The sequence below is a fragment of the Cystobacter fuscus genome (assembly GCF_044360685.1).
GTDB lineage: Bacteria > Myxococcota > Myxococcia > Myxococcales > Myxococcaceae > Cystobacter > Cystobacter fuscus_C.
Genome location: NZ_CP043491.1, coordinates 10,426,120 through 10,447,152 on the forward strand (window position 1 = coordinate 10,426,120; position 21,033 = coordinate 10,447,152).

General features: G+C 69.0%; 19 protein-coding genes. 9 read left to right on the plus strand and 10 right to left on the minus strand.

The features are described from left to right. Positions 1–3 precede the first annotated feature (3 nt). From F0U63_RS42705 to F0U63_RS42725, 5 genes are all read right to left on the minus strand, one after another. On the minus strand, positions 4–1,152 hold the full coding sequence (locus tag F0U63_RS42705; protein WP_395839907.1) for an NAD(P)/FAD-dependent oxidoreductase: 1,149 nt from the start codon (positions 1,150–1,152) through the stop codon (positions 4–6). A 56-nt stretch (positions 1,153–1,208) separates the two neighbouring features. Next, positions 1,209–3,440, minus strand: coding sequence for a LodA/GoxA family CTQ-dependent oxidase (locus tag F0U63_RS42710; protein ID WP_395839910.1), 2,232 nt, complete (start codon positions 3,438–3,440; stop codon positions 1,209–1,211). Between the two features lie 17 nt (positions 3,441–3,457). After that, a complete protein-coding gene (locus tag F0U63_RS42715; RefSeq protein ID WP_395839912.1) occupies positions 3,458–5,413 on the minus strand; it encodes a fascin domain-containing protein in 1,956 nt (651 codons plus the stop codon). A gap of 287 nt (positions 5,414–5,700) precedes the next feature. Further along, entirely contained in the window at positions 5,701–6,636 is a 936-nt protein-coding gene (locus F0U63_RS42720) for a class I SAM-dependent methyltransferase (protein ID WP_395848514.1), read from the minus strand. A 173-nt stretch (positions 6,637–6,809) separates the two neighbouring features. Beyond that, positions 6,810–7,103, minus strand: a complete 294-nt coding sequence (locus F0U63_RS42725; RefSeq protein ID WP_395839915.1) for an acyl carrier protein — start codon at positions 7,101–7,103, stop codon at positions 6,810–6,812. Between the two features lie 210 nt (positions 7,104–7,313). Here F0U63_RS42725 and F0U63_RS42730 point away from each other — a divergent pair, with 210 nt between their 5' ends. After that, positions 7,314–7,691 (plus strand): STAS/SEC14 domain-containing protein, encoded by a 378-nt coding sequence (locus F0U63_RS42730; RefSeq protein ID WP_095990729.1) that lies wholly within the window; start codon positions 7,314–7,316, stop codon positions 7,689–7,691. Positions 7,692–7,741: 50 nt separating this feature from the next. Then, positions 7,742–8,992 (plus strand): phosphoglycerate dehydrogenase, encoded by a 1,251-nt coding sequence (serA, locus tag F0U63_RS42735; RefSeq protein WP_395839918.1) that lies wholly within the window; start codon positions 7,742–7,744, stop codon positions 8,990–8,992. 52 nt (positions 8,993–9,044) lie between these two features. Here serA and F0U63_RS42740 read toward each other — a convergent pair whose 3' ends face one another. Both F0U63_RS42740 and F0U63_RS42745 read right to left on the minus strand, forming a co-directional pair. Continuing rightward, complete coding sequence (locus tag F0U63_RS42740; RefSeq protein WP_395839921.1) at positions 9,045–10,445, minus strand: FAD-binding oxidoreductase; 1,401 nt, start codon at positions 10,443–10,445, stop codon at positions 9,045–9,047. A 63-nt stretch (positions 10,446–10,508) separates the two neighbouring features. Further along, complete coding sequence (locus tag F0U63_RS42745; protein ID WP_395839923.1) at positions 10,509–11,378, minus strand: SRPBCC family protein; 870 nt, start codon at positions 11,376–11,378, stop codon at positions 10,509–10,511. Between the two features lie 154 nt (positions 11,379–11,532). On the opposite strand from F0U63_RS42745, the gene F0U63_RS42750 reads away from it, so the two are divergent. Together F0U63_RS42750 and F0U63_RS42755 are read left to right on the plus strand one after the other, a co-directional pair. After that, positions 11,533–12,234, plus strand: coding sequence for a hypothetical protein (locus F0U63_RS42750; RefSeq protein WP_395839926.1), 702 nt, complete (start codon positions 11,533–11,535; stop codon positions 12,232–12,234). Between the two features lie 13 nt (positions 12,235–12,247). Further along, complete coding sequence (locus F0U63_RS42755; protein ID WP_395839928.1) at positions 12,248–12,814, plus strand: hypothetical protein; 567 nt, start codon at positions 12,248–12,250, stop codon at positions 12,812–12,814. Here the strand turns inward: F0U63_RS42755 and F0U63_RS42760 are convergent. Continuing rightward, the gene (locus F0U63_RS42760) at positions 12,804–13,463 is read right to left on the minus strand and encodes a hypothetical protein (protein WP_395839931.1); all 660 of its coding nucleotides are present in this window, start codon (positions 13,461–13,463) and stop codon (positions 12,804–12,806) included. The genes F0U63_RS42755 and F0U63_RS42760 overlap by 11 nt on opposite strands. A gap of 125 nt (positions 13,464–13,588) precedes the next feature. Between F0U63_RS42760 and F0U63_RS42765 the strand changes: the two genes are divergently transcribed. The 4 genes from F0U63_RS42765 to F0U63_RS42780 all read left to right on the plus strand — a co-directional run bounded on the left by F0U63_RS42765 (position 13,589) and on the right by F0U63_RS42780 (position 17,637). Then, positions 13,589–14,659 (plus strand): ketopantoate reductase family protein, encoded by a 1,071-nt coding sequence (locus F0U63_RS42765; protein WP_395839933.1) that lies wholly within the window; start codon positions 13,589–13,591, stop codon positions 14,657–14,659. Between the two features lie 59 nt (positions 14,660–14,718). After that, complete coding sequence (locus tag F0U63_RS42770; protein WP_395839936.1) at positions 14,719–15,393, plus strand: lytic transglycosylase domain-containing protein; 675 nt, start codon at positions 14,719–14,721, stop codon at positions 15,391–15,393. Positions 15,394–15,451: 58 nt separating this feature from the next. After that, positions 15,452–17,071 carry a von Willebrand factor type A domain-containing protein gene (locus F0U63_RS42775; RefSeq protein ID WP_395839938.1) on the plus strand — a complete coding sequence of 540 codons (1,620 nt, stop codon included), beginning with the start codon at positions 15,452–15,454 and terminating at the stop codon, positions 17,069–17,071. A 74-nt stretch (positions 17,072–17,145) separates the two neighbouring features. Further along, positions 17,146–17,637 carry a hypothetical protein gene (locus tag F0U63_RS42780; RefSeq protein WP_395839941.1) on the plus strand — a complete coding sequence of 164 codons (492 nt, stop codon included), beginning with the start codon at positions 17,146–17,148 and terminating at the stop codon, positions 17,635–17,637. Here the strand turns inward: F0U63_RS42780 and nagB are convergent, their stop codons facing one another. Then, entirely contained in the window at positions 17,638–18,381 is a 744-nt protein-coding gene (gene nagB / locus F0U63_RS42785; RefSeq protein ID WP_395848515.1) for a glucosamine-6-phosphate deaminase, read from the minus strand. A gap of 211 nt (positions 18,382–18,592) precedes the next feature. Between nagB and F0U63_RS42790 the strand changes: the two genes are divergently transcribed. Continuing rightward, a complete protein-coding gene (locus tag F0U63_RS42790; RefSeq protein ID WP_395839944.1) occupies positions 18,593–19,630 on the plus strand; it encodes a 6-phosphofructokinase in 1,038 nt (345 codons plus the stop codon). A gap of 1 nt (position 19,631) precedes the next feature. On the opposite strand, the gene F0U63_RS42795 is transcribed toward F0U63_RS42790, so the two are convergent. Then, complete coding sequence (locus F0U63_RS42795; protein ID WP_395839947.1) at positions 19,632–20,498, minus strand: type VI immunity family protein; 867 nt, start codon at positions 20,496–20,498, stop codon at positions 19,632–19,634. Positions 20,499–21,033: the final 535 nt, after the last annotated feature.

Consider the following 21,033-nt stretch of genomic DNA (forward strand, 5'->3'; position numbering starts at 1 on the left):
CGGTCATGCCGCCACCGGCGCGCTCAGCCGTCGCCGCCAGAAGTCCTCGCCCGCCCAGCGCTGCTCCTGGGCATAGTGGGCCTGGCGCGCGGACAGGTAGTGGGTGAACTCCTCGGCCCGCCGCCGGTCATAGTCCCGCAGCGCGCCACCGTCTCCACCCAGCGCGGCCCCCAGGGCCCGGGCCGCCTCGCGCCCGGTGCGCAGCCCCTTGAGGATGCCGCTCGAGGAGAGGGGATCCCACATGGCCGCGGCGTCCCCCACCGCCACCCAGTCCGCGCCCGCCGCGTGCTCCAGGCGGCTCGTCTCGCAGCGGCGCACCTGCAACCGCGCCACCTTGGGAAGCGGCCCCAGCCTGCCGGACAGGTGCCGGGTGGAGGAGAAGAGCGCGCTCCATCCCGCCGGCTTCAGGGCCCCGTGGCGCTCGAGCACATCCACGTCGCTCACCAGGGTGAGGATGAAGCGTCCCTGGGGCAGCGGCGCGGCGTACCACCAGCCCAGGGGGGTGGCCTCCACCACCAGTTGCTGCTCCTGGTGGCCCGGCGGCCTGTCCAGGATCGCCGAGACGCTGCACAGCGCATCCCAGTCGAGACGCCGCACACCACAGTGCCGCGCCACCTGGGCCGAGCGCCCGGTCGCATCCACCAGGGCCGCGCAGTGCAACTCCAGCGGACCCTGGGGAGTGCGGGCCCGAACCCGCCACCCGCGATCCCGCCGCTCCAGGTGGGTGACACAGGTCTGCCGCCACATCGGCACCTGGTGCGCCTGGACGTGGCGGGCCAGCAGCGCATCCAGGTGCCGCCGTTCCACATGCCAGCCGCACCCGTAGGGGTTGGTGAGGAAGGAGTGGTGGTGGGGCCGCTCCGAACCCCAGGTGGCCTCCAGGCCGTGGGAGACGAGGAAGCCCTCGGTCTCCAACGCCAGGGGCTCGGGTGCCAGCAATTGCTGGAGTTCGGCGTACGCCACCGGGGACAGGGTTTCCCCGGGGCGCCACGGGGAGTAGTCCGTGCGCTCCAGCACGCACGCGGACAGGCCCGCCCTCACCAGGGTCAGCGCGGCACTCAGGCCCGCCACGCCGCCTCCCACCACCACGACGTCATGGGAGGAGACGCGTGGGGGTCGGGCCTCGAAGTCAGGGGTGTCCATCGGGTCCATGGGGCTGGAATCGAGAGGAGTGCTCATGAGGGGGGCCGTGTGGGGGGTCCGGTCGGCTACAGCACTTCGACCTGCCAGAGGTTGCCGATGCCCTCGCCCCAGGTGGTGACGCCTTGAGCCGAGTCGGGCCGGTGCAGGCAATCGCCCTTGGAGGACTTCAACATGAACTTGCCGTTGGCGGCCTCGATGAGCCACTCGGCACTGACACCCGGGCCCCCCGTCGTCACCCCTTGCGGCGTGTCGGCCCGCAGCAGGTAGTCGCCCTTCCACGACTTCAGCTTGAGCTTGTTGTTGCTCACCCATTCGACGTTCCACTCCGAGCCGATGCCCTCGCCCCAGGTGGTGACCCCTTGAGCCGCGTCGGGCCGGTGCAGGTAGTCGGTCTTCCACGACTTCAGCTTGATCCGGGTGGCGCCGTACAGGGGAGTGCCAGTCGTGGCAGCGCTGCGCTCCTGGGTCTCGAAGTGGCTGTCGCCCTCGTTGATGACGAAGCCCAGCTGTGACCAGTTCTGCTGCATCTGGATGTACATGGTCAGATCGATGGCGGGGACGTCCTCGGTGGCGATGTTCGTGAACTCCGGCTTTTTCGCCTCGACCTCGGCCACCGCCTCCAGCTTGCGCGTCCAGGGGACCATCTGGAAGTCGCCCTTCTTCTCGTAGACGTCATCCGGACGGTGGGCGGACCACCACATGTGATACATGCCCTCCCCCTGGTACTGGACATGCGGCTGGGGGAAGAACTGCTTCTTGCACTGGTAGAAGTCCGCCTGCCAGGGCAGCGCCATCTGCTGGGAGAAGAACCCCGGGCCAATGGGCAACTTCGCCGTGTTGGGGAACGCCACGCCCGTGTGTTTGATCCGGAAGGGAGACGCATACAGCTCGGGCTGACGCACCATCCAGCTGCAGTCGATGCCGGGGAAGAAGGGGCCTCCCACGCTGTTCTCCATTGAAGCCCTGTCCAGACCCTCGGCGGTGATGGTTGGATCAACGGCCGTGGCCACCGCCCCGTTCAAGTGCTCCTCGAATTCCCCCTCGGACCAGCGCTTGAGCAGCGCGTACTGCACGCGCGTGAGGGACATGAAGTAGCCCGGCCGGGGCCCCTCGGTGTCCGAGTAGTTGTCGCCCAATCCCTTGGGCATCAGCAGGGGCTCGCTGTTGTCGCTGGAGGGGTTGCGCATGTAATTGAAAATGGTCTTGCGCAGGCGCTTGCCCTTGGACGAGCCCACCGTTCCCAGATCCAGCTCCGCGCCCATGAACGTGCCATGGTAGGCCTTGGAGGCCTCGGGGTTGTGCACCTGCCGGTGCAGCATGGCGCGCTCGAGGAGGGGGAAGATCTCCTGCCGGAAGGAGGGGCGGTAGGTCTGGAAGGACTGTGTCTGCTCATTCCAATCCTTGCGCTGCTTCTTGAGCCGGGCCAGCAGCCCCTGGTCGAAGAGACCATCGGTGTCGAACAGCTCCACCGAGGGGGAGCGCACCGCCACGTCCCACATGGTGTCGAACAGGCGGACGACGTTGCTCACCGAGGGCGCGAAGTCCGGCGGCCCCACCAACACCCAGGCGCCGGTGGCGCCCTCCAGCGTCACCGTCTGGGTCTGGCTTCCCTCCGTGTAGGTCACCTCGGCGCTCACGGGCCCATCCGACATGTCATCGAACCAGTGATCGTTGTTCACATAGTTGTCGATGAGCTTGCCCTGGGGAAGCTTGTTGGACTGCCCGAGCCCACCGAGCACGAGCAGGTGGCCATTCTCATCCGTGCGCAGCTCGCCCAGGGTGGCGATGGGGATGTGGCTCTTGGTGTTGGTGAAGGCCACGGGCGCCTGGTTGCGGCCCGAGATGGCCTTGAGGCCGGGATCGATGACGAGCAGTCGCTCCCGCTCGGCCGCGCCCCGCACGTGGGCATTGCGCAGGTTGACCCGCGGCTTGCCCGCCTCCGGCTCGGGTCCCTTCCAGATGCCGTCCACCCCATCCTGTCCGTCGAACGTGAAGAAGGCCGCCTTGCGATTGGCCAGATGCACCTTCCACTTGATGCCGACGACGCCGTTGCCACCCGCGGTCACCTCGCGCAGGGGAACGATGCTGCCGCCCTTCAGCTCGTACTCGAAGACGCGGAAGCGGGCCGCCTGACGCTTGATGCGGCCCTGGCTGTCCTTGAAGGGCCGGAACTTCTTCTGGGCGAGGTCGAAGTTGGCGGGCTCTCCGGGCCGCTCGGGGCCGACGAAGAACTCCTCCGGGGAATTGCCCACGCGGGCGACGCCCACGGCGGGATGGATTCTGAAGAATCGGGTCATGGCGTGCTCCTGTGTGTTCAATGCGTCTGGTCGTACAGCTTCTCGACGAGTTCAATCAGGCGCTGCTTGTCCTTGGGATCCATGTCTCGATCCACGGGCATCTTGAAGCCGAGGATCTTCTGCTGCGTGGGATTGGGATCGAGCCGGTCGAGGATGGGGCTGCTCTCGTCGGCGACCATGTCCTTGCTGAAGACGTCGAAGCGGACGGCGCCGTGGCAGCGGTAGCAATACTTGTTCATCAGGCCGATCAGCTCCCGGTCCTCGGCGCTCGCCGTCCAGTTCAGGGGAGTGCTGGAGGGCTTGCGGTCCTTCTTGAGCGGGTGGCCGGTATTGAAGAAGTTGACGGAGCGCTTGACCAGGTCCGGCTCCGGCGCCACCGCGGTCTGGTGCATCTCCAACCACTTCCGGGTGGCGGCGAGATGGAAGCCCGCGGGGTTGGTGCGCTGCTGCATGGTCGCGATCTCCTGGTTCAGCCGGCGCAGCACGTCGAAGGCCGCGGCGTACTGGGGAGACTGGATGGCCTTGCCCGCGTCGAAGAGCGGGGCGGGAGCATCGGGCCGGTTCAGGGCGGGGAAGTCCCCATCCGTGAGGCGGTCCATCCAGTGGTCCGTGTCCAGGTGGTTGAGCACGGCGTTGCCACGCAGGGAGCCATGGCAGGTGTCACACCCATTGGGGACGAAGTACGGCGCCTGCTGCTTGTCCCCGGGCAGGGAGCCGGCGTCGAAGAAGGCATCGAGCTGGTAGGACAGCCTGGCGCCCTTCTCCGACGGGCCGAAGTCCAGCCAGTAGATGCTGTTCAGCGCCGCCTGCTGGCATTGGGGCGTGGACTCCGGACAGCGGGTGACGAGCGCCACCTGCGTGTTGACGGAGCTGTTCTTCTTCGACGGCGGCGTGGAGACCGTCACATTGCCCCAGGGCGAGGGCTTCACCTCCAGGGTGGGGACGTTGCTGCCGCCAAAGGGGCTGTGGATGTCGGGGCCGGTGAAGTGATTGAAGAGGATCCAGGCGCTCTCCACGAAGTGCTTGTGCGCCTCGGAACCGGGACGGGAGTTGATGCGCACCAACCGGCGCCAGCCCGTCTGCCGTTTCTCGGGAGGGACGGCGAAATTGACGATCTTGGGCGCGAAGAAGCGGGAGACGAGGATTTCCCCCGGGCGCGGCGCGGGAGCGGAGCCGGGAGCGCGCGTGACGACGGTCCACTGGGCCGAGGTGTCCTTCAGGGGATCCGTGACGTTGATGGTGACCGTGTCCGTCACGGCGGCACCGGTGGAGCACCCCCTGCACCGGTTCACGTACCTGCCCGTGTCCGCCTTGAGGGCGATCTTGCCGTTGGGCAGCAGTTCCGGGGTGAACTGGGCGAACGCCGGGGGAATCGGGCCAATCGCATGGACCGTCACGAACTCCGGGAAACGGCCCCCGATGATGCAGTTGAGGCACCGGGCCACGAACAGGCCCGTGTCCGCCTTGAGGGCGATCCTGCCCTGGCCCGCGTCGACCACCTCGAACACGGTGTAGGGCACGGGGTTCGGACTGGTGACGTGGGTGGTGATCGAATCGGGAGCACCGTTGTTCACGCTGCTCTGGCAGTTCCTGCAACGGGCGAAGAACGAGCCCGTGTCCGACTGGAGCGACACCTTGCTCCCAATGGCCAGGACGGGCGCGCCGGTGCCTGGTTTGCCCGGCGCCGGCGCCATCAACGATTCGGGTGTCGCGAACTCGATGTCCTCGGGGGAGAACTCCTGATACCCGAGGTAGTCCAGCAGCACCTTCACATTGGCCTGCGCTTCAATCGTCGTGGGCGTGAGCAGCCCCAACTTCCCGGAGAGCTCCTGGTAGTACTTGGACGCCTCCTGCGGGCTGCCGTTGTTGAGAGCGCTCGGCAGCGGCGTGGGGGCGGCGGGAAGGGCGGAAGTGGATGCTGGAGCGGGTGCGGGACGCTGCGCGGCGGCAAGCGGCGCGTACAGCGCCGCCATCCCCAGGCCAAGGGAAAGGAGTGCCCTTCGCCGCGAACGCGACGAAGAGAAGCGGAACATGGTCATTTTGATTCCCCCAAGACGAGGCCCGACACGATGGTGGCCCTCGGGAATCAAAGCTTAGCAACAACCATACCGCCGCTCGGCGGGGCCTCCGCCACAACGTCTCACGAGCGACAAAGGGCCCCTCCCCGGACCCGGCATCCACGGAGATGACATGTCAACCCGCATGGCTGACATGCCATCCCACCCGCCAACCCGTCAGGACTTCGGGGACTGGAGCCCCGTCAGTGCCGCTCCAGCTCCAGATAGATGACGTGGCCCACGCTGTCGCGGAACAGGTTCATGTGGGAGATGTGCGCGGGGTCGATCTCCGCCGCCAGGTCGCGCATCTGCTCCTCGTCCCGGTAGACGAGCCACCAGTCCATGAAGGCCTCCAGGTAGCCCGCGTCCGGCGTGCTCAGGGCGAAGTTGGCGATCACCAGCCGGCCCCCCGGGCGCAACATCTCGAAGAGCCGCCGGGTGAGGCGCTGGGCCACGTTCTGAGACAGGTAGTCGTACAGGCCCGCCGAGTAGATGAGATCCTGCGGCTCGAAGACGCTGCGGCCCAGGATGATGGAGCGCACGTTGTCACAGACGGGACGCACGAGGCCCCCCGGGTGCTGGCGCGCCACCTCTTCCAGGCTCGACGTGTCCTGGTCCATCGCGAGGAACTGCCCCACGCGGCGCTCGGCCACGGCGCGCGACTGCTCGGCCTCGCGCAGGTGTCCACAGGCGATGGAGAGCACCCGGGGCTTGTGCACCCGCTCGGCGATGGTGTCGATCTCCCGCGCGAGGATCATCCGCCGCTCCCGCACGCATTGGGGCCCTGTCTGTTGATACAGGAAGCGGTAGATGGACTGACCGATGGGCGGCGCCTTGGTCTTGCGCTGGGAGTAGACGTAGTCGATGAGCTCCGCGTCACCCGCGTAGCCCCTCGGGCGCTCATAGCTGTGGCGCGAGTAGGGGCACAGGTGGAGCAGCTCACGCAGGGGGTGGGCGCGCGTGGACTCGAGACAGAACACGTGCCACTCCTCCCGGTCGCATTTGCGGCGCAACAGGTGGAGCCCCTGGTACAGCGCCGACATGTTGGCCTCGACATTGCCCCGTTGAAGCCGGACGAAGATGTCGTGCAGCCACACGTCCGCCTGCAGGAAGGCATCACTTCGCTCGACCCACTCCATCACGGGCGCGGCCAATTCATTTCGGTGGGACCAGGACTCACCATGACCGATGGCGTGTTTGAAGGGGAGGGAGGGATCGTCCATGCCCCGCACAACGGGAAGTCTTCACCGATCCTTTCCGAAGAATGCACACGTGCGCCCTCCGCCCGCTCCTCCGCCCGGAGGGCAACGTGTCAGCGTGCGAGGGGCTCGCTCCCCTCCCGTGTCTCTTGCCTGCCTCCGCCCGCCTCGCGCTTCGCCTCGATGAAGGCCGTGATGCGCTCGAGCGTGTCCAGGTTCTCCGGTCCGGATTCGTCGTCACCCACGGTGATGTCGAACTCACTCTCCATATAAAGGAGCAGCTCGAGCGCGTCCGTCGAATCCAACAATCCCGAGGTGATGAGCGGTGTGGTGTCGGACAACTCGAGGTTCTCCCCTCGCAGGAAGGTCGTACGGATGAACTGGCGCAGTTGGTCGGAGATCTCCATGCTCTTTCGAACGACCGATCCCTCCCCGCTGCATTCCCGGTCCCACCCACCTCGCCCTCGGGTGTCATGCCACCTCTCCCCACAGCCGCTCCCATGGCGGACGAGAGAACGAGGGCCCAGGGGAAGTGGCGAGGGGAGAAACCGGCGAGGTTGTCGACCCGGGCCGCGCAGCGGGTAGAGTGCGCCGCCACCGGGAGCACCGAGCAACACATGCCCTTTCAGATCACCGTCCACGAGGCGGATCGCATCATCGACGTCGTCTATCCTCCGCAGCCCAGCGCGGAGGACGTGGCGGACTACCTCAAGCGCATCCGCGAGACGATCCTCCGGCTCAACGGGCCCTGGAGCGCGCTGGTGGACCAGGAGCAGCTCCGGGTGATGTCGCCGGAGATGGTGGACACCATGGCGAGCCTCAACGCCTTCGCGCAGCTCAACGGCATGAAGCGCTCGGCGCGCGTGGTGAGCGACGCAGCGTCGGGATTGCAGGCCTGGCGGATGACCAAGCGGGCGCTGTTGACCATTCCCACCCGGACCTTCGAGACGCGAGAAGCGGCCCTGGCGTGGCTGCGCCACCCCGACGACGAGTGACGGGTGATGACGCTTGACAGCGTGGAAGGCGGGATCTAACGCGCGGGGCCATGAGCACGACTCCATTCCCGTCGCCCTCCACGCCGATATCCATCGAAGGACCCCCGAAGGTGCTGTTGCTGGAGAACATCCACCCGTCCGCGGAGGAGATGTTCCGCGCGGAGGGCTTCGAGGTGGAGCGGCTCAAGGTGGCGCTCAAGCCCGAGGAGCTGGAGCAGCGCATCCAGGGCGTGCACGTGCTGGGCATCCGCAGCAAGACGAACGTGTGGGAGCCGGCGCTCGCCAAGGCCCCGAACCTGCTGGCCATCGGCGCGTTCTGCATCGGCACCAACCAGGTGGACCTGAAGGCGGCCAACCGCCACGGCACGCCCGTGTTCAACGCGCCCTTCAGCAACACGCGCAGCGTGGCGGAGCTGGTGATCTCGGAGATCATCATGCTCAGCCGCCAGCTGGTGGACCGCAACCGCGAGGTGCACGCGGGCCAGTGGCGCAAGGTGGCCACGGGCAGCTACGAGGTGCGCGGCAAGACGCTGGGCATCATCGGCTATGGGCACATCGGCTCGCAGCTCGGCGTGCTGGCCGAGTCCATGGGCATGCGCGTCATCTTCTATGACGTGATGACGAAGCTGCCGCTGGGCAACACGCGCGCCACGGCCACGCTGGACGAGCTGCTCGCCTCCTCGGACTTCGTGACGCTGCACGTGCCGGCCACGGCCTCCACGGAGAAGATGGTGGGCGAGGCGGAGCTGGCGCGCATGCGCAAGGGCGCCTTCCTCATCAACGCGAGCCGCGGCACGGTGGTGGATATCGAAGCGCTGGCGCGGGCGATCCGCTCGGGCCACATCGGTGGCGCGGCGGTGGACGTGTACCCGGAGGAGCCGGAGACCAACAGCGACGGCTTCATCACCCCGCTGCAGGGGCTGCCCAACGTCCTCCTCACCCCGCACATCGGCGGCTCCACCGAGGAGGCCCAGGCGTCCATCGGCAAGGAGGTGGCCACCTCGCTCATCAAGTTCGTCAAGAGCGGCGCCACCACGGGCGCGGTGAACTTCCCCCAGGTGGAGACGCCGCTGATTCCCAAGACGCACCGCATCCTCAACGTGCACCGCAACACGCCGGGCGTGCTGCGCGACATCAACCGCATCGTCTCGGACCTCAACGCCAACATCCACGCCCAGGTGCTCAGCACGGACTCGAACATCGGCTACCTGGTCATGGACCTGGACCAGAACGTGGGCCGCCCGGTGTGCGAGGCCATCGCGGGCCTCCAGACGGACATCAAGACGCGCATCGTCACCTGAGGCGCGCACCCGGGGGGCGCACCCGGAACGGAAGGCGCCCCCCCGACCCGGCTCACACGTCGAAGATCTTCCCCGGGTTGAGGATGTTGTTCGGGTCCAGGGCGCGCTTGAGCGTGCGCAGCATCTCCAGCTCCGCGGGCGAGCGCGAGAAGGACAGGTAGTCCTTCTTGAGCAGGCCGATGCCGTGCTCGGCGGAGATGCTGCCGCCGTGCTTGCGCACCAGCTCGAACATGGTGGGGTCCGCCTGCTTGGTGTGCGCGAGGAACTCGGCCTTCTCCATGCCCTCGGGCTTCATGATGTTGATGTGCAGGTTGCCGTCCCCGATGTGGCCGAACAGGGCGATCTCCCAGTCCGGGTAGCGCTCGCGGAAGACCGTGTCCAGCTCGGAGCAGAAGGCCTCCAGCGCGGCCACCGGCAGCGACACGTCGTTCTTGTGGGGCAGCCCCGTGGCCGACAGGCTCTCGCTGATGCTCTCGCGCAGCGCCCACAGCTCACTGGCCTGCGAGGGGCTCTGCGCCAGGGTGCCGTCCGTCACCAGCTCGCGCTCGAAGAGCGAGCCCAGCCACGCCTCCACCGCGGCGGCGTCCTTGCCCTCGGCCTCCATCAGCACGTAGCAGCCACTGGACGCCTCGAAGGGCGAGCGCAGCTTGCGGTGGCGCTGCACGCGCGCGAGGCACTTGTCGGTGAAGAACTCGTAGGCGCTCAGGAGCAGCGGCGCGCGGCGCGCCTCGCGGAACAGCCGCAGCACGGCGGCCACGTCCGGCACGGCGAAGAGGAACACGTCCTGCTTGCCCGGCAAGGGCGTGAGCTTGAGGGTGGCCTCGGTGATGACGCCCAGCGTGCCCTCGCTGCCGATGAAGAGCTGGCGCAGGTCCGCCCCGGTGTTGTTCTTCTCCAGCGAGCCGTTGAGCTCCAGCACCTTGCCCTGGGCCGTCACCACCTGCAGGCCGAGCACCCACTGGCGGGTAAGGCCATAGCGGATGACCTTCACGCCGCCCGCGTTGGTGGCGATGTTGCCCCCCACCTGACTGGAGCCCTTGGAGGCGAAGTCCACCGGCCAGGTGAGGCCATGCTCGGCGCAGTGCTGGTGCACCGCCTCCGTCACCGCGCCCGCCTGCACCCGCACCGTGTTGCCCAGCAGCTCCACCGGCTCCATGCGGGTCATCCGCCGCAGCGACAGCACCAGCTCGCCCCGCGCGGCCACCGCGCCCGCCGCGAGCCCCGTGCGCCCACCGGAGGGCACCACGGGGACACGGTGCGCGTCGCACAGGGCGAGCAGGCGCGCCACCTCCTCGGTGGTGCGCGGAAAGGCCACCGCCGAGGGCGCGGGCGTATGGACCCGGGTCCAATCGCGTCCGTACTCCTGGAGCTCGCTCGGCTCACGGGTGAGGAAGTCCGCCGGGAACCCTTCGGCCACGGCGCGCAGGAACGCTTCGGGAAGCACATCGGCCATGAGCCGAGCACTAGTGCAGCGGACCCCTCATGGCAAGCCAACGAGCACGCGAGAAACCGCTGCTTAACGGGGCGTTCCCGCGTCACCCGGCGCGGGCGCGGTGGGCGGGGGCACGGCGGCCCCGGCATCCACTGGCGAGGAGCCACCCGTCGAGGCCTGCGCCGGCTGCTCCGGGGTGGACACGGCGCCCCCATCGCCGGGCGACGTCGGCGCCGTCACGGCCGGCTCCGGGGTGGGCGGGGGCGGCGTGCCCCCCGGAGACGGCGTCGCAGTGGGATCGGGCGGGGGCGCGGACACCGTGGGCTCGGCCGAGGGGAGAACGGGCGGCGCCGCGATCCCGGGGGAAGCGTCGGGGGAAGGGGTAGGCCCGGCCGCGGCGGGTGCCTCCCCGGAAGGGGCGGCGTCCTTCGACGACTCCACCCCCAGCTTGAGGCGGGCGAGTCCCTGCTCGATGCCGGCGCCCAGGCGGGAGCGGATGAAGGGCGCGAGGTAGCGCCGCAGGGGACTGCGGCCAATGCTGCCCTCATCCACCCACGTCACCTGGGTGCCCCCCTCCACGGACGCGAGGGAGATGCGGCCCCGCGCGGAGAAGCGGCCCCCGTCCAGCGACGCTTGATAGGTCACGCCCGTCTTCGGGTCCGCCTCGGAGAGGGAGAGCGTGCCACGGCCCAGGGGGCCCCCCTCCCAGGTCCGCACCGAGCCCGCGCCCAGCTCCGGCCCTCCGAACATCCACTGCCCACCGGGGTAGCGCTCCGCGTTCCAGGGAGTCCACTCCCCCCAGCGCCGCGGTTGGGCCACCTGGGCGTACACCGCCTCGGGCGGGGCGAGGATGAGCAGCGAACGCTCGACACGGTACGTCGTCGGCAGCAACAGGCCAATGACGAGCAGGAGCCCCAGCAGGCTCGCGAAGGCGATGAGGATCTTCTTGAGCATCGAACGGTTCCGGGGGCGGATGCACCCGGCGGGCACACCGTAGCAGAACCCACCTCCCGCCCGAACCCTGTCCGCCAGGGCCCCCCGCGAATTCCCGCACGGGCCTTCTCTCCCTCATCGGGCTCGCGAATAATCCGCCCCCCCTGATCCGGCGATGCTCCCCTTCCCTTCCTCCCACAAGCTCTCCCCGCTGCCCCGTGGACTGCTCCCGCTGCTGCTCCTGGGCCTTCCCCTGGGCAGCGCGGCGGCGCAGGAGCCGGACGACGAGGACCCACCGCCGGAGACCGAAATCACACGGCCGGCGCCCGCTCCCGTCAGTCCCGACGCCGAGCCCGAGTGGAAGACACGCTTCGGGGCGAGGCTGTCCGTGGGTCCTCCCGACGGCCTGGGCGCCGCCCTGCTCATCCACCCGAGATCCTGGCTCCGGGTGCACGCGGGAGCGGCGAGGAACAGCCTGGGAACCGGCGTGCGCGCGGGGGTGGATCTGCTGCCCGTGCAACTGCTCGTCTCGCCCGTGCTGGGACTGGAGTATGGGCACACCTTCCGCGCGGACTACGAGCGGCTGCTCACGCGGCTGCACGGCCAGCCCACCCCCCCCGTCACGGGCATCCGCCGGGTGGATTACGACCAGGTGAACCTCAGCGTGGGCCTGGAGTACTCACCCTGGCGCCCGGTGACCTTCTTCGGCGGTGTCGGCATCAGCTACTGGTTCCTCGGGGTGAGCGACGCGTCGGCCTTCATCCGCGAGGCGGAGGCGGGGGCGGGGGAGGAGAAGCCGTCGCTCACCGCCAACCCCCTGCTGCTCAACCTCTCCACGCCCGTGGTGAGGCTCGGCCTCATCCTCTCTTTCAACTGACGGGGTGTCCCGCGTGCCCGCCCTTGCCCGAGCCCTCCTGCTGACCGCCCTCGCGCTGCCCGCCTCCGGCTGCCGGAAGATCGCCGACACCTTCTTCGTGGTGACGGCCGAGACCGATCAAATCTGCCAGAGCGAGTCCGGCGTGTCGTTCTCCGGTGCCACTCCGGGCCAGGAGACGCTCGAGCGCACCCTGGAGGTTCCCCTGGGGCAGATCGGCCAGGACCTGCCCGCGGGACGGCTCGACACGGACTTGTCCTTGCAGTTGTTCACACTCGAGGTCACGGATGGGGACGCGGACCTCAGCAAGCTCCAGACGGTGAAGGTCTCGCTGCGCCGGGAGGGCTCGACGGAACTCATCCGGACGCTGCTGGAGTACAGCCAGCCCTCGCAGGCGTTCACTCCGAAGCTGCTCGCCCTGCGAGCGGTGGAAGCCACGAGCGTGCCGGACCTGGCGCGGGACGAGCGGCTGGTGCTGGTGCTCGAGGCACGCGGCACCCTGCCCGCCCAGCCATGGACGGCGAACCTCAGGGCGTGCGTGGGGGTGCGCGCCGAGGTGCATTACTTCGAGTTCATCTTCTGACACCCGCGCCCAACTGGCACGCCACCCACTCGCGCGCCCGGGTGTTGGCCTGGAGCAGGTGGTCGAAGTGCCCGGCCTGGATGCGCCGCACCAGCACCTCGTCGCGGGCGATGATGTCGGCGGCATCCCAGGGAAAGGTCCGGGGCGGAGGCAGGTCCTCGCTGTCGGCCGTGGTGGAAGGAGCGACCTCCAGGTAGCGCGCGTAGGCGGTGAGGAACCGGTCCACGCTCGAGGCCACGGGGATGGCGTACAGCGACTCGTACACGTCGACCCACACCACCGGCTGCACCCCGCTGGCGTCCGCGAGCTCGGGCACCGTGGCGTAGCAGTAGGCCAGCCGGTCATCCTTGCCAAACACGAGCAACGAGCCGAAGGGCGCTGCCCAGTCCCGGCGCCAGTGGGCGTTCACCCGGTGCAGATCCGGCCGCCGCTCGTGCCGGAGCGGGAAGAGGAGCAGCTCGCCCTGGATCCACAGGTAGCCCGTGCGCGAGTGGACGGCCGCCAACTGGGGATCCATCGGCTGCCCGGCCACGGAGACCTCCCCGCGGCGGCTCGGGGCCAGGGGCGGCTCCAGTTTCAGCGGGTGGGCCCGGATGAGGCAGAGCTCCAACAGACGCTCGAAACCGGGCAGCGAGATCGCGGATGGCATGACGGGATTCTCCTCGGAGGGGTGTCCTCGGCGGTCACCTCAGTGTAGATGACGGCGAAGGTCATGTCACGCATCGGGCCGAAGCACCCCCGCACTGGCGCGGCTCGTGGTAGGCAGCGGGGGCCATGGACTCCCCGCGAAGCGCTCCTCGAATCCTCGTCGTCGGCTGTGGTGGCATCGGCGGCGTCCTGCTGTCACGCCTGCTGGAGTCGGGCCGGAAGGTCTCCGCGGTGGCCCGCCGCGAGGAGATCGCCCAGGTGCTGCGCACGCGCGGCCCGGTGCTGCGCGACACGAAGGGCGAGCGCACCGTGCGCGGCGAGCTGGAGGTCTTCGTCCAGCCCCCCGCGGACGGGGCCTATGACTTCCTCCTGCTGGCCACGCCGCCCACCGGAGTGGAGGAGGCGGCCCGGGACACGGCGCACCTGCTCGCGCCCGGAGGCGCCATGGCCGTGCTCCCCAACGGGCTGTGCGAGGAGCGGGTGGCCGCCCTCGTGGGCGAGGAGCGGGTCATCGGCACCATCGTCGCCTGGGGGGCCTCGTCACCGGCGACGGGTGTCTACGAGCAGACGGCCGTGGGCGGCATGGTGCTCGGCACGCTCCGGGGCGAGCCGGATGCGCGCCTGGAGCGGCTGGCCGAGGTGCTGCGCGCGGTGGGTCCGGTGGACTTCACCCCCAACCTGCGTGGCGCGCGCTGGAGCAAGCTGGGCATCAACTGCGCCATCTCCACCCTGGGCACCGTGGGGGGCAGCCGGCTGGGGCCCCTCCTGCGCCACCGCTTCATCCGCGAGCTGGCGCTGGAGATCTTCACCGAGGTGGTCCAGGTGGCGCGCGCCGAGGGCGTGAAGCTGGAGAAGGTGGCCTCCTCGCTGGGGCTGGACTGGCTCGCGCTGAGCGACACCGAGCGGCACGCGTGGGGCTCGCCGTCGCTGGTGCTCAAGCACGCGGCCCTGCTCGCCGTGGGCCTGCGCTACCGCCGGATGCGCTCGTCCATGCTGGCGGCGATCGAGCGGGGGCGGGAGCCGCCCGTGGACTTCCTCAATGGCGAGGTGGTGCGGCACGCGCGCGCGCACGGCCTCGCGGTGCCGGTGAACGAACAGTTGCTGGAGGCGGTGCACGCCATGGCCCGGCGGCAGCTCACGCCCGGCGTGGAGACGCTGCGCCGCATCCACGAGCGGACACGTCCGAAGAAGGCATGAAGGGGTCCTGACGGGCCGGAAGTTGGACGGAACGCCGGGGGGCCCGTAGGAAGGAAGGCGTGCGGCGCAAACGGGCCAACAGGGCCAACAGGTTTCCCTGGGTGAAGGTGGGGCTGTGCGCCCTGGTGCCGCTCGTGCTGCTCAACCTGGCGGTGGCCTTCTTCGGCGACACCACCGTGTCGCCCCTGTCGATGTCCTTCCTCGCGGAGAAGGCCCACGCCCTGGCCGCCTACGCGCGCCACCGGCCCCAATGCCTGCTCGACGGACACCCCGAGCTCGAGCCCCTCATCCGCGACAGCGAGCGGCGCCACCGCCTGCCCCCCGGCCTGCTCGAGGCGGTGGTGGAGGTGGAGTCCAACACCCAGCCCCACCGCATCTCCCCCGCGGGCGCCATGGGCCCCGGTCAGCTCATGCCCTCCACCGCGAGCCTCATGCGCGTGGAGGATCCCTTCGATCCGGCGCGAGCCCTGGACGGCAGCGCGCGCTACCTCGCCGAGCAGCTCGCGCGCTACCAGGGCAACGTGACGCTCGCGGTGGCCGCCTACAACGCGGGCCCCGGCAACGTGCGCGGCCGCGTGCCCCGCAACGGCGAGACGGAGTTCTACGTGGAGAAGGTGCTCGCCGCCTACGCGCGCCACCGGCCTCCACCGCCTCCGGCCAGCGTGAAGCGCCAGGCCCGTCCGGTGCGCTCCACCGCGCGCCATCCTCCGGGTGACCGACCCTCGGCCGGTTGACCGATCTCCGCCGGATGACCGACGCGGCAAGCAGGCGAAGCGTGCGATCTCCGCATGCATGAACAAACGCTCGAGCCTCGCGAAGCGCGTCGTCGTCCTGTGCATGGGAACCCTGGTGGTGGGCGCGGGGGGAGTCACCCTCTTCGGCAACAACCTGCGCAAGCTCATGGGCGCGAGCGCGGAGTCCCTCGCGGGCAACGACATCCAGTACGCCCCGAGCCCCGCGCGCAAGTCCCTGCGCACCTTCGGCAGCAACTCCGAGGAAGGCAGCACCTACGCCCCGGTGGCCGGGAGGGGGCGCGCCGTGGCCAGCTCCACCCACTCCGCCGAGCGCCCCAACCCCTTCACCCTCTCGAGCGAGGATCGCCTCTCCACCTTCGCGGTGGACGTGGACACCGCCTCCTACACGCTCTTCCGCCGCTACGTCACCCAGGGCAATCCGCCCCCGCCGGAGTCCATCCGCGTGGAGGAGTGGGTGAACTACTTCCGCTACCGCTACCCCTCGCCCACGGACGGTGACTTCCGCGTGGACCTGGAGGGAGCGCCCTCGCCGTATACGCGCGGCCGGCACCTGGTGAAGGTGGGGCTGCAGGGCCGCACCATCGCCAAGAGCCAGCGCAAGCCCACGCACCTGGTCTTCCTGGTGGACACCAGCGGCTCCATGAACTCCGCGGACAAGCTGCCGCTCGCGCAGAAGTCCATGAAGCTGATGGTGGACGGGCTCAACGAGACGGACACCGTGGCGCTCGTCACCTACGCGGGCGGCGTGCGCGACGTGCTGCCGCCCACCCCGGCCTCCGAGCGTGACACGCTCTTTTCCGCCATCGACTCGCTCACCGCCGGGGGCGGCACCGCCATGGGCAGCGGGCTGGAGATCGCCTACCGCCACGCCGCGCGCAAGGCCCACCCCCAGAACGTCTCGCGCGTCATCGTCCTCACCGACGGCGACACCAACATCGGCCCCACGAGCCCGGACGCCCTGCTCGAGAGCATCCAGGGCTATGTGAAGGAGGGCGTCACGCTGTCCACCATCGGCCTGGGCATGGGCAACTACCGGGATGACCTGATGGAGCGCCTGGCCAACAAGGGCAACGGCAACAGCTTCTACATCGACAGCGAGCGCGAGGCGCGCCGCGTCTTCCAGGAGCGGCTGGCCGGCACGCTGGAGGTCATCGCCCAGGACGTGAAGGTGCAGGTGGAGTTCGACTCCCGGGCCGTGCGCGGCTACCGGCTGGTGGGCTACGAGAACCGCGCCATCGCCGACCAGGACTTCCGCAACGACAAGGTGGACGCCGGGGAGATTGGCGCCGGCCACACCGTCACCGCCCTGTACGAGGTGGAGCTCACCGGCGAGGGCTCGCGCGTGGCCACCGTGCGCGTGCGCTCCAAGCGGCCCGGTGGCGTGGAGGCCGCCGAGCAGAGCTTCCCCCTGGAGCGCGCGAGCCTGCACCCCACCCTGCGTGAGGCCTCCGCCAACCTGCGCTTCGCCGCCGCCGTGGCCGGCACCGCGGACATCCTCCGGGGCGCCCCCCAGGCCGAGGACTGGAGCCTGGCCACCGCCGAGGCCCTCGCCGAGGAGTCCGTGGACGGCCAACCGGATCGCGCCGAGTTCCTCGGCCTGCTGCGCCAGGTGCGCGAGTGGAACGTCTCGTCCGTCGCCCGTGGCACTCCCTACTGAGCCCAAGAAGGGGAATTGCAACAAAACAGGAATTCTTGTATCAGGCTGCCATTCCTCGGGATGGAGTTCGCATCATGAAGAGAGTGGCGCTGGCGGTGGGTTCGATGTGGCTGATGATGGGCTGTGGTGGCGCGGAGCTGGACGTGGCGTCCGCGGAGCAGGCGGGCGCGCTCGAGCAGCGCGGCGGCACGACGTCCTACGCCACCCCGCCCACTCCCACGACGGGCACTCAGACCTACACCCGCACGGGGCTGACCGGGGCCAACTGCACCGTGACCCAGCAGATCGGCCGGTCCCTGGACGGGACGAAGATGTACTCCTACTGCGTGGTGACTTGTAAGGACAAGACCGCCATCAACATGCACAACACGCTCTACAACCGGGATCTCCCGGGGCAGATCGTCTGCGGCTCGCCTACGGCGGGCGGGCTCGACCGGACGAGCCAGAGCGTGGAGTGCAGCGGCCCCTACACCCCGGGCGGCTACTCGGACTCCTGCTTCGTGGACATCTACTTCAAGAACATCGGCCAGTACGCCAGCGGCACCACGCCGTACTGGCAGTTCTGATCAGGCGGCCGAGCCCTCCAGGCCGTGCCCGGCCTCGGGATCCACCCACACCTCCACCTGCCCGTGCAGTTGCAGCAAGGACGCCGGGCAGTGCGAGGTGATGGGGCCGCGCACCATCGCCGTCACCGCCGCCGCCTTGTTCACCCCGAAGGCCAGCAGGATGACGCGGCGCGCCTTGAAGAGGGCCCCCATCCCCAGCGTGAGGGCCGCCATGGGCACCCGGGAAATCTCATCCCCGAACATGGGCGTCATGGCCTGGCGCGTCTCGCGCGACAGCCGCGCCCGGTGGCTCGCCGCCTGGAGGCTGTCCCCCGGCTCGTTGAAGGCCACGTGCCCGTTGGACCCGATGCCCAGGAGCAGCAGATCGATTCCCCCCGCCGCCTCCAGGGCGGCGTCGTAGCGGGCACACTCCCACTGGGCCTTCTCCGCGCTGCCGTCCAGGAAGTGCACGCGCTCCGGGGCCAGGTTCACGTGCTGGAAGAGATGGCGGTCCATGTAGGCGCGCAGACTGCATGGATCGTCCGGCGGCAGGCCGAGGAACTCGTCCAGGTTGAAGGTCGTCACCTGGGAGAAGTCCAGCTCCCCGCGCAGATGGAGCGCCACCATCTGCCGGTACACGTTGAGGGGGCTGCGTCCCGTGGGCAGACCGAGCACCAGGGAAGGCTTCTCACGGACCGCCGCCGCGACATGGGCGGCACAGGCGGCGGCAGCTTCCACTTCCGAGGAGAAGACGCGGACGTTCAAGGAGGAAGGACCGTGGGGCCTGGGGAAGGGCTCCAGCATAGCGTCCACCGAGGCCCCCGTCACCCATCGCATCGGGCGGGGCGCTCGCGGCGAGGTGGGTAGGGTCGGCCAGGGTGCCTCCCCCCGGGGCCGGTGGCCCCCCCCTCGGACGGGCGAATTCACCTCAACTTCGAGGATGACTCGCGCGGGAGGTGAGCTAGAAGTCGCGTTCATGAAAGTCGCCGTTCTCACGGGCGGGGGTGATTGCCCCGGCCTCAACGCGGTCATCCGCGCTGTCGTTCGCCGCGCGAGCGCCCATGGTTTCGAGATGATGGGCCTGCGCGATGGGTGGAAGGGTCTGCTCGACGATAACCACTTCCGGCTCACCCGGGAGACCACCTCGGGCATCCTCCACCGGGGTGGCACCATCCTGGGCACCTCTCGCGTCAACCCGTTCAAGGTCGAGAACGGGCTGGAGCGCGTCAAGCGCGCCATCGAGCGCAATGACATCCACGCCGTCATCGCCATTGGCGGTGAGGGGACGCTGTCGGCCGCCACGCGCATGTCCCAGGAGGGCGTGCGAATCGTGGGCGTGCCCAAGACGATCGACAACGATCTGAACGGCACGGACTTCACCTTCGGGTTCGACACCGCGGTGGGCATCGCCACCGAGGCGATTGATCGGCTGCACTCCACCGCCGAGTCGCACAAGCGCGTCATCGTGTGCGAGGTGATGGGCCGGCACGTGGGGTGGATCGCCACGTACGCGGGCCTGGCCGGCGGCGCGGACGTGATCCTCGTGCCCGAGGTGCCCGCGGACCTGGAGCGCGTGGCCGAGCACATCAAGCACCGCCATGCCTCCGGGCGGACCTTCTCCATCGTCGTGGTGGCCGAGGGCACGCGCATCAAGCTGTCGCACGAGGGCCAGGAGCAGCTCATCACCTCGGGCGCGCTGGACGAGGCGGGCCGGCCCCGGCTGGGAGGCGTGGGCGCCCTGCTGGCCAACGAAATCGAGCGGCGCACGGGCTACGAGACGCGCGTGTCGGTGCTCGGCCACATCCAGCGCGGCGGCGCGCCCACGGCGCATGACCGGGTGCTCGCCACGCGCTACGGCGTGCACGCCTGCGACATGGTGGCCCGGGGCGAGTTCGGCAAGATGGCCGCCCTGCGGGGCAACGAGATCGTCAGCGTGGACCTGTCCGAGGCCACGCGCGAGCTCAAGAAGGTGCCGCAGGAGTTCTTTCAGGTCGCCCAGGTGTTCTTCGGCTAGCTCAGTCGAGGAAGCGTCTCCACCAACGCCGCGCCTCGCCCTCGGTGAGCAGGAGCGAGGTGTACCGCGCCTCTCCGGCGATGTCCCTGGAAGGGCCGAGGAACAACGGTTCGAGCCAGGGCTCCAGCACCCGGGCAAGCTCACGATAGGCGGGAAGGGTTTCCCCAGTGACCGGCCCTCCCGCCTCTGGCCGCTCGCCCAGGGAGACCACGGCGCGCTCGTCGTCGAGCGGGACCACGGTCGTCCCGGCCGACCGCAATCGGGAGCGCAGGGCCTCCGCGCCGCCGAGCTGGGTGAGGACGGGGGAGCCGAGGAAGTTGAGCCAGTGGACACCGTCCACCTGAAAGCCCATTTGATTCTCGTGACGCCAGGCATCGCGGAGATCCAGACCTGGGTAGCGCAGGGGCCCGACGCGGAGGGTCTCATCCTCTCGAGGAAGCCACCAATAGAGCCGCAAGGCCAAGCCCGCGTGTCCCGAGGCGAAACGGAGCTGGGAGGCCATGTCGAGCACCAACCGACGCACGGGCCCTGGCCCCTGCCGCTCGAGGAACTCGATGGGGAGCGTCGCCGTGAGCAGGCTCACGAAGGTCGTTTCGGGAGCGGGCCGCCACGGAATACGGGCCTTGTATTCGAGCTCGTAGCCATTCCGGCTGCCAGAGCCTCCCGTGAACAGGAGCCCCCGCTCGAAGCGCCGCTTCTCGATTTCCCTCTGCTCCCAGTCCTCGTAATCATCAGGGAAGGACCAACGCCTGGTGTTCTGGAGGAGAAGGCGCGCCCGTCCCCATTGCTCCTCGGTCAGGGCGGAGCCCTCGTCATAGGAGCGGCTCACGTAATTGATGGTCTTGGGCCCCTCCCCCACGGCTCGCATGTAACAATCGATGGCATGACTCACCCCGTGCGCGATGTCAGGGTGATCGTGAGGCATGTAGAAGACAATACGAAACACATCACGCGCGAGCAGTAGCCGCTGGGGGCGCTGAATTCCTCCAGGGCACATCAAAACCCGGACTTCGGGAATACCTCGGAAGCGGAATCGGGGGTAGTCGTTCGCCATCACTTCCCCTCGTACGGTTTGATTCCGCTCGGTGTCACGAGGCTCACTCCAAGTCGTGGAGAGGACACCGTGCATCCCTCAAGTGCGTATTCCAGGTCAATACCCTCGATTACACAAACCGGGCTACCGTCCGTCAAGCCGGACACGCTCGTGTGCGCATGCTCTGATCGGGCGGTCACGAAAAGACAACCCTTCGCACCGTCCGCTTCCACACCTTGGGGCCACCCCGCGGGACAGGATGAGAGGAGCCCTTGTTTGACTTTCAGACCCGGACCTCGTCTCGAGGAGCCGTATTGGTTTCCAGGGATTGTGACATAACGAAGACGTGCCAAATCATTGCCCGCGCCCC